The 12,272-nt window shown below is 71.2% G+C and carries 7 protein-coding genes and 1 pseudogene; 3 read left to right on the forward strand and 5 right to left on the reverse strand.

Annotated elements, in window-relative coordinates; translation table 11 throughout:
* Positions 1-200: 200 nt before the first annotated feature.
* A complete protein-coding gene (locus tag BM419_RS05205) occupies positions 201-1,676 on the forward strand; it encodes a methyl-accepting chemotaxis protein (RefSeq protein ID WP_091925200.1) in 1,476 nt (491 codons plus the stop codon).
* Between the two features lie 17 nt (positions 1,677-1,693).
* Here the strand turns inward: BM419_RS05205 and BM419_RS05210 are convergent, their stop codons facing one another.
* The 3 genes from BM419_RS05210 to BM419_RS05220 form a co-directional block, all read right to left on the reverse strand.
* Positions 1,694-2,848 carry a GGDEF domain-containing protein gene (locus tag BM419_RS05210; protein ID WP_020092946.1) on the reverse strand — a complete coding sequence of 385 codons (1,155 nt, stop codon included), beginning with the start codon at positions 2,846-2,848 and terminating at the stop codon, positions 1,694-1,696.
* Positions 2,849-3,149: 301 nt separating this feature from the next.
* Entirely contained in the window at positions 3,150-7,220 is a 4,071-nt protein-coding gene (locus BM419_RS05215; RefSeq protein ID WP_091925203.1) for a Pls/PosA family non-ribosomal peptide synthetase, read from the reverse strand.
* A 111-nt stretch (positions 7,221-7,331) separates the two neighbouring features.
* Positions 7,332-7,919 (reverse strand): histidine phosphatase family protein, encoded by a 588-nt coding sequence (locus BM419_RS05220; RefSeq protein ID WP_091925206.1) that lies wholly within the window; start codon positions 7,917-7,919, stop codon positions 7,332-7,334.
* A 96-nt stretch (positions 7,920-8,015) separates the two neighbouring features.
* Here BM419_RS05220 and BM419_RS05225 point away from each other — a divergent pair, with 96 nt between their 5' ends.
* Both BM419_RS05225 and BM419_RS05230 read left to right on the forward strand, forming a co-directional pair.
* Complete coding sequence (locus tag BM419_RS05225) at positions 8,016-9,008, forward strand: polyphosphate kinase 2 family protein (RefSeq protein WP_091925209.1); 993 nt, start codon at positions 8,016-8,018, stop codon at positions 9,006-9,008.
* 16 nt (positions 9,009-9,024) lie between these two features.
* A pseudogene (locus tag BM419_RS05230) lies at positions 9,025-10,179 on the forward strand (AAA family ATPase).
* A gap of 55 nt (positions 10,180-10,234) precedes the next feature.
* Here the strand turns inward: BM419_RS05230 and fabI are convergent.
* Together fabI and BM419_RS05240 are read right to left on the reverse strand one after the other, a co-directional pair.
* Complete coding sequence (gene fabI / locus BM419_RS05235; protein ID WP_012322413.1) at positions 10,235-11,059, reverse strand: enoyl-ACP reductase FabI; 825 nt, start codon at positions 11,057-11,059, stop codon at positions 10,235-10,237.
* Positions 11,060-11,186: 127 nt separating this feature from the next.
* Positions 11,187-12,107, reverse strand: a complete 921-nt coding sequence (locus BM419_RS05240) for a DnaJ C-terminal domain-containing protein (RefSeq protein ID WP_091925212.1) — start codon at positions 12,105-12,107, stop codon at positions 11,187-11,189.
* Positions 12,108-12,272 lie beyond the last annotated feature (165 nt).

Raw genomic sequence — 12,272 nt, forward strand, 5'->3', positions numbered from 1 at the left:
ATAATTGCGCGAAATTGATTTATATCTCGCGTGTCTTTGCAGCCTGAATAAATGCATTTTGCGATGATCGACTGCGCTCCTACAACTTTCTCGCGCTCTCATTGAGCCTGTTTCATGACGAGAGCACGCCATTGACGGTTTTTTAAGCGCGTCTCCTCATGATCGTCCGAACTTTACAGATCAGGCGGGCACGGGCTCCGATGGCGATGTTTGGTTCACGCGACGACGCCCTCCTCGCGGCGATAGACCGGACGATGGCGCGGGTGGAATTCGACCTCGACGGCACCGTCACCGACGCGAACGCCGTATTCCTCGACCTCGTCGGCTACACGCTCGACGAAGTCCGGGGCCAGCATCACAGAATGTTCGTGCCTGAGGCCGACAGGTCCGGTCCGAACTACAGCGCCTTCTGGGACCGGTTGCGCGCCGGTCAGCACGAGGCGCGTGCCTTTCCGCGGGTGACGAAAGCCGGCCACACCGTGTGGATCCAGGGCTCCTACAACCCGATCCTCGACCGCCGCGGCAAGCCCACCAAGGTGGTCAAGCTCGCCACCGACATCACCGCGGAACGCGCCCGCAACGCGCTCCACGCCGGTCAGGTCGAAGCGCTCAACCGTTCGCAGGCGGTGATCTGCTTCGCCCTCGACGGGACGATCACGGATGCCAACAGCAACTTCCTGTCCACGATGGGCTACACGCTGGAGGAGATCCGCGGGCGGCATCATCGCATGTTCATGGCGCCGGCGGAGGCGGCCAGCCCGGACTACACGGCGTTCTGGGCCGCGCTCGGCAACGGCCAGTACCAGGCCGGCGAGTTCCGGCGCGTCGGGAAGGACGGCCGCATCGTCTGGATCTTCGGCGCGTACAATCCGATCCTCGACGCCGACGGCAAGCCCTGCGCGGTGGTGAAGTTCGCTACCGACGTGACCCGGCAGGTCGAAGACCGCCAGCGCCGGGCCGAGGGGCAGCGCGCGATCGACGCCGACATCGCGGCGATCCGCGATTCGATGAGCCGGGTGGTCCGGCAGGCGGACGAGACCGCGGAGGCCTCGAGCCGGACAAGCCGCAACGTCGATGCGGTCGCTGCGGGTTCGGAGGAGTTCGCCGCCTCGATCGAGGAACTCAGCCGTCACGCGATGCAGGCGAAATCCTCCGTCGATCTGGTCGTTTCCCGCGCCGAGGAGGCGGGGGCGATCGTCGTGGGGCTGACCGGCGCCGCGGACCGGATCGGGGCGGCGGTCAGCCTGATCCGGTCCATCGCCGATCAGACGAACCTGCTGGCGCTGAACGCCACGATCGAGGCGGCCCGGGCCGGAGCGGCCGGCAAGGGCTTCGCGGTCGTCGCCGCCGAGGTGAAGGCGCTCGCCGAGCAGACCGCCAAGGCCACCGGCGAGATCGGAACCCAGATCGCCGCCGTGCAGGCCGAGACCTCCCGGGCCGTCTCGGCGATCGACGGGATCGGCGCCACGATCGAGCAACTCAGCGCGATCTCGCTCAGCGTCTCGTCGGCCGTGACCGAGCAGGCCGCGGTGACCCGCGACATGACCGAGAACATGCAGTCGGCGGCGCAGGGCGTCGCGGCGATCCACACCGCCATGGCGGAGATCGCCTCCTCGGCGAGCGTCGTCGACACCTCGGTGCGCAAGGTCTCGGAGGCGGCGCGCGCCCTCGCGTGAGCCGGCCCGGCAGGGCCTCAGGCCGCGCGGGTGGCGACCGGATCGGCCACGGAGATCCGGTCTCGTCCGCCATTCTTGGCGGCGTAGAGAGCGGCGTCAGCCCGCTGCATCAGCAGGTCGAACGCGATGCCGGGGCGCGCCTGCGCGATCCCGATACTGACGCTGACGCGCAGGGCCGGAAGCTCGGGAACCGCGAGTTGCGCGAAGGTCTGGCGCAGCTCCTCGGCTCGGGCCAGGGCCTCGGCGGGCGAGACGTCCGGCAGGAGGCATGCGAACTCCTCACCGCCGAGGCGGCCCAGCAGGGCCTCCCGCGGCAGCAAGGTCGACGCCATGGTGCAGAAGCCGATGAGCACCGCGTCGCCGACCCCGTGGCCGAAGCGGTCGTTGACGGCCTTGAACCGGTCGAGGTCGAACAGCAGCAGGGCGGCGTCGCCGTGCCGCGCCATCGCGTCCGCGGCGGCCCTGGCGAAGGCCCGGCGGTTGCGCACACCCGTCAGCGCGTCGGTGGAGGCGGCGATGCGCTGCTCCCGCTCCGCCCGCTCCTTGACCAGCGCCATGAACGTGAAGGCCGAGGCGATCGAGAACATCAGGGTGACGAAGCACAGGATCGCCACCCAGTGCGACGCGAGCGGGCTGAGACCCGGCTGCGGGGGCGCCACCAGCGTCGCGGGGATCCGCACGATGTAGAAGCTGCCGTGCAGTCCCAGGATGGTGGCGGCGGCGATCCGGGAGGCGAGCCGCTCGGCGCGACCGCGCCAGATCTCCGCGGCCGCGGCGCAGCAATAGAGCGCCGCGGTCCCCGAGGCGTAGATGATGCGGGCCTCGATCGACGCGTAGAAGGTCGGGATCAGGCACAGGACGCACCAGCCGAGGGCGCCGGCCATGGCGATGCCCACCCGCGGCTCCCGATGCTCGAAGGAGCGGACGCCGCTCCAGATGAGGCCGTAGGCGGCGAGCACCACGGCATTGGCCAAGCCCACCGAGATCAGGTCGGGGATCTGGTTGCGCAGCGCGAGGCCGGCCGATCCGGCCGCGCCCACGAGATGCGCCGCGCCCCAGTAGGCGAGCACCCTGGATTCGGGCGCCTGCCGCCACGAGGCCATGAAGAGCGTGCCGACCAGGAAGGTCGTCGCCGCGCTGACGACCAGCAGGGTGGCGGGATCGAGTTGCACGGACGCCTGTCTATCCTCGACCCGGACGTTGAGCCGCCCCCGCCCCCGCGTCGCGCCGCACTATGGCCGAGCAACGATACGAGCCGGCAGAGTATATCGCTCTATCTTGCCGGAAGCCACAGTAAGCTAGATTAGAACGGCCAACCGGGACGAAGGTGCTAGTACACCGGCATATTAGTCCCTGAGCCTGCCGGGTCTCTCGTGCTGAGTGCCGCAGAGTTGCCGACTCTGACCTCGGCGCGGGCCCGCCCCCGCACGGCCCCGGAACGCCGGGGCCGGAACGCGCGGTGCGGCCCGCCCGTCAGGCGCGGTGGATCACCGGGACCGCGGGCGCGCCCTCCCACTCGGTGTTGGCGGGGATCGACTCGCCCTTCATGACGATGGTGAGCGGGCGCAGCCGGGCGAAATCGCCCACCTTGGTGTCGTAGAGCACGGTCGAGAACGCACCCACCGAGACACCGCGCCCGACGACGACGCGGCCGATCTTCATGATCCGGTCCTCGTAGAGGTGCGTCTGCAGTGCCGAGACGCGGTTGATGGTGGCGTAGTCGCCGATGGTGACGCAGTCGAACTCGGTGATGTCGGTGGTGAGCATGCAGACGCCCTTGCCGACCTTCACGCCGAACAGCCGGAGCACCCAGGGCAGGAAGGGCGTGCCCTGGAGGTGCTCGAGCAGCACCTTGCCGGCGAGCCCCCAGTAGGCCACCGCGATCGCCTCAGTGCGCATCGCCCACCACGACCACATCGGCTGCATGCCGGGCTTGTAGACGCCCATCAGCAGCCACTTCATCGCGATGACCGCCGAGGACTGGATCAGCGCGATAGCGACGCTCGCCACGACGAAGCTGTAGGCGAGCCCCGACCAGTCCTGCTCCAGGATGGCCGGGTAAAAGTACCAGTCGATCACCGTGATCGCGAGGGTGATGTAGAGCATCGGCGAGAACGAGGTCGCGAAGGCCTCGAAGACGCCGCGCCGGATCTTCGGCCACGCGCCGGGCTCGTAGGTCTGGGCGGTCGAGCCGAGATCGACCTTCTGGCGGGCCGGCAGCCGGATCGGCGGCGAGCCGAACCACGTCTCGCCGGGGCTCATCGCGGCGTTCTCGGGCGGCTTCGACTTGATGCCGATGAGAACGTCGTCGGGGATGACGGCGCCGGGCGGCACCACGGCGTCGTTGCCGACGAAGACCCGGGCGCCGGTGCGCACCGGCTCCAGGTGCATCCAGCCGCGCCGGATCTCCTCCTCGCCGTACACCACCTCGTCGGCGATGAAGTTCTTCGCGCCGACCTCGGCGAGGTCGTAGCGGCCCGCGAGGTTGGTCGAGATCTCGGCGCCGTGGCCCATATTGGCGCCCATCAGCCGGTACCAGGCCCGCATGTAGACGGTCGCGAACAGCGACGAGAGCGTCTCCAGGGTGACCTCGACGGCGAGCGCCAGCGACCATTTCCGCAGGTAGAACAGCGAGTGGACCGAGTAGGTGCCGGAGCGGGTCCGCGGCAGCACCACCCAGCGGATGCCGGCGATCAGCAGCACCGTGCCGGCGGTCATCAGCATGGCGGTCGGCCAGGTGAGGATCGGCAGGTACCAGTGGTAGTCGATGTCGGTGATGTCGGAGAGCGAGTCCGAGATCTGGTCGAAGATGAAGAAGGCCGGGAAGATCGGCAGCAGACCCACCGCGGGGATCGCGCCGAGCAGCACCACGTAGGCCGCCATGAACGCCGCGCGGCGCGCGAAGGAGGCCTCGGCGGGCGCGGGCAGTTCCGCGGGGTCGGCCATCCCGACCTTGCGGCCGGGCGAGCCGTCCCACCGCTCGGCCGCGCCCACCCGCGAGCCCGTGGGGATCGTGGTGAGGTCGGCGATCTCCGCCTGCGGCCCGATCACCGCGTCGTGGCTGATCACGCAGGAGGTGCCGACCGCCGCGTCCGCGCCGATCTCGACCCTGCCGATGACCAGCTCGTTGCCGACGATCTCCGCGTTGGCGATGACGAGGCGGCCGCCCAGGGACGCGCCGTCCCCGATGGTCAGGAGGTCGGCCGCGCCGATCTCGATGTCGGAGATGAGCGTGTCGCGCCCGACCTTCGCGCCCATCAGCCGGAGATAGACGGCGATCGCGGGCGAGCCCTGGAGCCACTTCACGTGGACGAGGGGCGCCAGCCGCTGCGCGAGCCACCAGCGATAATAGTAGGTGCCCCAGAGCGGGTACCGGCCCGGCTTGGTCCGGCCGAGGATCAGCCACTTGCCGGCGACCGCCGCGACCGCGGTCACGCCGTTGATCGCCACGTAGACGAGGAGCAGCACGCCGAGTTCGGCGAAGAAGCTCAGGCCTCCGCCGGTGAGCAGCAGGTAGGTCACGAACATGCCGAGCCACTGCGCGGTGGCCAGCGCGATCACGAAGGGCAGCGCGACGAGCTGCGCGAGGCCGCACAGCGCCCGGCGCAGCAGCGGCGGCGGCGCGAAGCTCAGGTCGCGGATCGCGGCCCCGGCGCCCATGCCGCCCGTGCGGGCGATGAGCGCGTCGGCCATCGCCCGCACGGTGCGCAGGGCGTAGACGTCCGGCAGCGTGATCCCGGCCAGCGGCGGGTTCTCGCGCACCGCCGAGACGAAGCGCGCGGCGAGCAGCGAGTGGCCGCCGAGATCGGCGAAGAAGTCGCCCTCGAGGGCGATCGGCTGGTTGCCGAAGATCTGCTTGGCCGCGGCGACCAGGGCCGCCTCGGTCTCGTTGGCGGGCGTCTCCTGCTCGCCGTCGGCGGCGACCACCGTGAGCGGGGCGACCTTGAGTGCCTTGCGGTCGACCTTGCCGGACGTGAGCCGCGGTAGCGTCTCGGCCACCTCGAAATGCCCGGGCACCATGTAGGGCGGCATCTGCCCGGAGAGGGTCCGGCGCAGGGCGGCGGCGTCGATGGACCGGCCGCGCTCCGGGATCAGGAAGGCGACGAGGCGGTCGACGCCGTCGTCGTTCCGCAGCACGACGGCGGCTTGGTTGACGTCGGGCACCGCCCGGATCCGGGACTCGATCTCGCCGAGTTCCACGCGGAAGCCGCGGATCTTCACCTGGTCGTCGATCCGGCCGTGGAACACGATCCGGCCGGCGGCGTCGAGGGAGACCGCGTCGCCCGAGCGGTAGAGCACCGGGTCGGTCCCGTCCGACGCGAACGGGTTGGCGATGAACTTCTCCGCCGTCAGCTCGGGACGGGCGAGGTAGCCCCGCGCCACGCCGGGACCGCCGATCAGCAGCTCGCCCTGCTGGTCTCGGCCGAGCAGGGTCAGATCCTCGCCGGCGACGTAGACGGAGTAGTTCGGGATCGGGCCGCCGATGGTCACCGGCTCGCCGGGCCGCATCTCGGCCGCGGTGGCCACCACGGTGGCCTCCGTCGGGCCGTAGGTGTTGAACAGCTGGCGGCCGCCGGTCGCCCAGCGGGCGATCAGCGGCTCGGGCAGCGCCTCGCCGCCGAGCAGGACGAGGCGCACCCGCGGCAGGTCGCCGGAGATCATCGCCAGGAGCGTCGGGACGGTGTCGAGCACCGTGATCCCCTCGGCCTCCAGGATGCCGGGGAGCGATTCCAGGTCGCCCATCATGGCGGGGCTCGCCACGAACAGGGTCGCGCCCACGAGATACGGCACCCAGATCTCCTCCATGGAGAGATCGAAGGCCACCGAGGCGCCCTGGAAGACCACGTCGTCGGCGCGCATCCCGTAGAGGGCGTTCCCGGACCGCAGGAAGTGGCAGATGTTGGCGTGGCTGATGACGATGCCCTTGGGCACGCCGGTCGAGCCCGAGGTGTAGATCAGGTAGGCGGGGTGCTCGGGCGTCAGCCCGGCCGCGCGCGGATCGGGCAGCGGCGCGCCGGCGGGCGTCCCGGAGTCGAGATCGGCGGGCGTCAGGGCCGGGGCGACGTCGGGCGCCCCCGCGGCGAGCGCCGGGGAGACCAGCAGCGCCTTCGCGCCCGCGTCGGCGAGGCACACGCCCACCCGGTCCGCCGGCGCCTCGGCGTCGAAGGGCAGCCAGGCCGCGCCCGCCATCGTGATGCCGATCTGCGCCACGAGGAGGTCCGGGCCACGGGCCATCCACAGGCCGACGATGTCACCCGGCCCGATGCCGCGATGGGCGAGGCCGGCGGCGATCCGGCCGGCCCGGGCGGCGACCTCCGCGTAGGTCAGGTGCGGGTGGACGCCCCCGGCGCCGACGCCGGCGCCGTCGACCAGGCAGGGATGATCGGGCCGGGTCTCGGCCGCGTGCAGGAAGATCTCGGCCAGGACCTCGTCGCGGATGAGGTCGGGCCGGTGGTCGCCGCGCAGGATCGCCGCCGCGGCTTCGAGAGGCGCGGGCTCCCCGGCCGTCGGTCCGGGCCGGGTCTTCTCGGCGACGTCGCTCATCCGCTGCTCCGCTGGCCGCCCGCTCGGGCCGGCGCCTGTCCTGGCCGCCGCCCTATAGCCTGCCGATCATGCCGTTATCGAGGCGGCTTTGCACTGCGCCGGCGCACGGGATCAAGCCCAGCGCCAGCCACCGGGCTCGAGGATCAGGACCTCGCCCTGGCGGATGCCCAGGCGGGGCGCCGCGTAGACGTCGAGGTGGCCGAGGGCGACCAGCGCGGCCCGCGCGACGCCGCCATGGGCGACGATGACCGTGTCCCGCTCCAGCCCCGCGATCATCGGCCCGACGCGCTCGACGAGGCCGGCATAGCTCTCCGCGCCGAGGCCGGGCGGGCGGTAGTGCCAGCGGTCCCGGTCGCGGCCGGCGGCCCCGGCCGGGTCGCGGCGGCGGATCTCCGCCCAGGTGGAGCCTTCCCAGCTGCCGAAACCGATCTCCCGCAGGCGCGGGTCGACGCGGTACGCCTCGGCCGGCAGGCCGAGGGCGCCCCGCAGGATCTCCATGGTGCGCCGGGTGCGCTTGAGCGGGCTCGCGACGAAATCGGCCTCTGCCAGGGCCGGCCCCGCCGCGGCGGCGAGGCGCTCCGCCACGGCCGCGGCCTGTGCCTCCCCCTGGGCATTGAGGTCGGTGTCGCGCCCGCCCTGGAGGCGCCCCTCGGCGTTCCAGGCGGTCTGGCCGTGCCGGATGAAGTAGATCGTACCCAACCGTCTCAACCCCGTCCTGCACAGGCGTCCGGAACAGCCTGGACTACCGGCCGTTCTCGCCGGCGGTCGGCAATATCCGGAACTAGGTCCTGCCCCATGTCCAAGAAGCACGGCAAGCATCATCGCGGCCACAAACGCGGTGACGGCATGACAGGTGAGGCCGATCTGCATGGCGCCACCGTGGATCACCGCCCGTCGACGGCCCGCTGGGCCGGCAGCGTCGACAGCGTGGCCGAATCCGTCCCGGCGGCGCTCGGCCGGCACGGACCGGTACCGATCCGCCCGGCGCCCGGCATCGTGGCGGTCGAACCGGGGGCGCCCTTCGATCTCGGCTCGGTCGATCCCGACGACGTCGGCGGCCTTGAGAAGGACTGGGCCAAGGACGCCCTCGCCCAGGAGCGGGCGCGCATCGTCGCCCTCCAGGAGCGCCTCTACGCGGAGCGCGCCCGGAGCCTCCTGCTGGTGTTCCAGGCGATCGACACGGGCGGCAAGGACGGCACGATCCGGTCGGTGCTCAAGGGGGTGAACCCCCAGGGCTGCGCGGTGGCCTCGTTCAAGGTGCCCTCGAGCGAGGAGCTCGATCACGACTTCCTGTGGCGCTACCACGCCCGGGTGCCGGGGCGCGGCACGATCGGTGTGTTCAACCGCAGCCACTACGAGGACGTGCTCGTCGTCCGGGTGAAAGGCCTCGTGCCGGACGCGGTCTGGCAGAGCCGCTACGGCCGGATCAACGATTTCGAGCGCCTGCTCACAGAATCGGGCACGACGGTCGTGAAGTTCTTCCTGCACATCTCCAAGGCGGAGCAGAAGCGGCGCCTGGAGGCCCGGATCGCCGACCCCGAGAAGCACTGGAAGTTCGACCCGGCCGACCTGGTCGAGCGGAAATCCTGGGACGCCTACCAGCAGGCCTTCGCGGACGCCCTCGGCCGCTGCTCGACGCCCGAGGCGCCCTGGCTGGTGGTGCCGGCCAACCACAAGTGGTTCCGCAACTACGTGATTGCCCGGACCGTGGCGGATACGCTGGAGGCCATGGACCCGCGATTCCCCGAGGCCGCCAAAGGCATCGCGGATCTGACGGTCCCCGACTGACGCGGGAGAATCCGGGATGCTGGTGGTTCGAGAGGTCGCGGTCTCGGGCTACCGCTCGCTGCGGCGGATCGGCTTCCCGGTCGACGCGCTATCGGTCTTCGTCGGCGGCAACGGCACCGGCAAGACCAACCTCTACCGGGCCCTGGAGCTGCTGCAGGCCGCCGCCCGGGGCACCCTCACCCGCGACCTCGCCGCCGAGGGCGGCATGGACTCCGCCCTCTGGGCCGGCCGCCGGCGGCAGGGCGAGGCCGCACGGATCCGCCTGTCGGCAACCCTGCGCCACGACACGATCGGGCAGGAATTCGTCTACGCCGTCGAGATCGGGCTGGTGTAGCAGGTCGGCGGGACGACCTTCGGCGCCGCCTTCCGGAAGGAGCCGCAGGTCAAGGCCGAGCGCCTGACGGTCCGCACCCGCGGCCGCGCGGCCGTGATCCTCGATCGCGACGGGCGGAGCGGCTTCGTCCGGGACGCGGAGGGCCGCAAGCGCACCCTCGGCGGTGACCTGCTGCCCACGGAGACCGCCCTCGGCAGCCTCCTCGACGCCACCGGCCATCCCGAGATCGCCGTGGTCCGCTTCGCCCTGGCGGGGTGGCGCTTCCACCACGATTTCCGGACGGATGCCGAGTCGCCCCTGCGCCGGCCCTGCCTCGCGGTGACGACGCCGACCCTCGCGTCCGACGGCGCGGACCTCGCCGCCGTCTTCGCGACCCTGGCGCATATCCGGGAGGACACGACCGAGATCGACGAGGCCGTCGACGGCGCCTTCCCGGGCGCGGCGCTCGTGCTGCCGGAGCCGGGCCGTCACGCGCGCTTCGGCCTGCGCTTCCCCGACTTCCCGGGCCGGACCTTCGATCCGCCGGAACTGTCGGACGGCACCCTGCGCTACCTCGCCCTGGCCGGCGCGCTGCTCGGCTACCGGCTGCCGCCGTTCATCGCGCTGAACGAGCCCGAGACCAGCCTGCATCCCGATCTCATGGATCCGCTGGCGCGGCTGATCGCGCGGGCCGCGGAGCGGACGCAGGTCTGGCTCGTCACGCACTCGGAGCGGCTGGCGGCCGGCATCGCGGAGCACGGGAAGGTCCGGCCGCGCACCGTCATCAAGCGCGACGGCGAGACCTGGATCGACGGGCTCAAGTTCTCGGGAGAGTTCGACGAGGCGGAGGACGCGTGAGCCACGCCGGGCCGCTCACGCCTCAGGTCCGGGCCGACGCGACGACCGACCCGTCTCAGTCCTTGTCGAGGGTGAGATCCGGCGCCTCGGGATTCTTCATGCCGACGACGTGGTAGCCGGCATCCACGTGGAGGATCTCGCCGGTCATGCCGGCCGCCATGTCGGAGACGAGGTAAGACGCGGTCTCCCCGACCTCCCCGATCGTCACGGTCCGACGCAGGGGCGCGTTGTACTCGTTCCACTTCAGGATGTAGCGGAAATCGCCGATCCCGGAGGCCGCGAGGGTCTTGATCGGGCCGGCCGAGATGGCGTTGACCCGGATGTTCTTCGGGCCGAGATCGGCCGCGAGGTAGCGCACCGACGCCTCCAGGGCCGCCTTGGCGACGCCCATCACGTTGTAGTGGGGCATCCACTTCTCGGCGCCGTAATAGGTCAGCGTCACCAGCGAGCCGCCCGGGCGCATGATCTTCTCGGCGCGCTGGGCCACGGCGGTGAACGAGTAGCAGGAGACCAGGAGCGACTTGGTGAAGTTGTCCTCGGAGGTCTCGATGTAGCGGCCGGTCAGCTCGTCCTTGTCGGAGAAGGCGACGCAGTGGACGACGAAGTCGATGCCGTCGGGGAAGACCTTCGCGGCCTCCGCGAAGACCGCGTCGATCGTGGCCGACTCGGTGACGTCGCAGTGCCCGATCACGTGGGCGTCGAGTTCCTTGGCCAGGGGCTCGACACGCTTGCGCAGGGCGTCGCCCTGGTAGGTGAAGGCCAGTTCGGCCCCGTGGGCGCGGGCGCTGCGGGCGATGCCCCAGGCGATCGAGCGGTTGTTGGCGACCCCGAGGACGATGCCCCGCTTGCCCGCCAGAAGGCCCTGCCCGTGTTCCGCCATGATCGATCCCGAAGCCGCGCGACCCCTCTCGGGGCCGGGGGGCCTCCTTAGCGGAGGCGGCCCGGCGACGGAAGTCCGGGACGCCGCCGAGCACCTTCATGCGCGCCTCGGTGGCTACGCCGGCGCGTCAGGCCGCGTTGGCCGCCCGGCGGCCGCGGGCGAATTCGGTCAGTGCCGCGTCCTCGCCCTCCGGCAGGACGATCGCCGTCGTGGCGAACAGGTCGCCGCGGGTGCCGTCCTTCTTCGGAAGTCCCTTGCCGCGCAGGCGGAAGGTGCGGCCGGAACTCGTCATCGCCGGGATCTTCATCTCGACGGCGCCGGTGAGCGTCGGCACGCGGATCGTGCCGCCGAGCACGGCATCCTCCAGCGGAACGTCGACGCTGGTGCGCAGGTCGGCCCCCTCGACGGTGAAGCGCTGGTGCGGCCGGATCCGGATGGTGAGGAGGGCGTCGCCCGGCTCGGCCCGGAGGCCGCCACTCTGGCCGAGGCCGCGAAGCCGGATGGTCTGGCCGTCGACCACGCCGCGGGGAATCACGACGTCGACCTCACGGCCCGTGGGCAGGGCGAGGCGCAGCTTCTCCTCGCTGGCGACCTGCTCCAGCGTCACCAGCAGTTCCGCGGCGACGTCCTCGCCCCTGGCCGCTTGACGCTGGCCGCCCGGACCGGCCCCGCCGGCGCGGAAAGCCTCCCCGAAGATGTGCGAGAAGATGTCCTCGCCCATCCCGCCGCCGCCGCCGCGCTGCGCGCGCGCCATGTTCTCGAAATCGAAATTGCCCCCGCGCCCGCCGCCGAAGCCGCCGAACCCCTCGAAGCCGGTCGCGCGCGGCTTGCCCTCGGCGTCGATCTCGCCGCGGTCGAACTGCTTGCGCTTCTCGGAATCGCCCAGGATCTCGTAGGCCGAATTCGCCTCGGCGAACCGGTCCTTGGCCTTGGCGTCGTTCTTGTTGCGATCGGGGTGGAAGTCCTTGGCGAGCTTGCGATAGGCCTTCTTGATCTCGGCCTCGCTCGCCCCCTTGGCCACGCCCAGCACGTCGTAGGGATTGCGCATGGATCTCTTGGCTGTGCGGTTGGCTGTGCGATGTGGGTTCGCAACCGGGATGTGGGATGGATGTTGCATCCCTGCAACGGTTCTGGCGGCGAAAGTCTGCGGGTTCGGGCCGAACGTCAAGCGGCCGATCTCGCCGCCGCTCCGCGCCGGCCCTATCGTCGGACA

Source organism: Methylobacterium sp. yr668 (assembly GCF_900116245.1).
In the GTDB taxonomy this organism is placed as follows: Bacteria; Pseudomonadota; Alphaproteobacteria; order Rhizobiales; family Beijerinckiaceae; genus Methylobacterium.

Bases quoted from the DNA above. Each gene is read 5' to 3' on its own strand.
- fabI (WP_012322413.1), bottom strand. From the start codon at position 11,059: ATGGCGGAACACGGGCAGGGCCTTCTGGCGGGCAAGCGGGGCATCGTC.
- BM419_RS05240 (WP_091925212.1), bottom strand. From the start codon at position 12,107: ATGCGCAATCCCTACGACGTGCTGGGCGTGGCCAAGGGGGCGAGCGAG.
- BM419_RS05225 (WP_091925209.1), top strand. From the start codon at position 8,016: ATGTCCAAGAAGCACGGCAAGCATCATCGCGGCCACAAACGCGGTGAC.
- BM419_RS05215 (WP_091925203.1), bottom strand. From the start codon at position 7,220: ATGAGCGACGTCGCCGAGAAGACCCGGCCCGGACCGACGGCCGGGGAG.
- BM419_RS05205 (WP_091925200.1), top strand. From the start codon at position 201: ATGGCGATGTTTGGTTCACGCGACGACGCCCTCCTCGCGGCGATAGAC.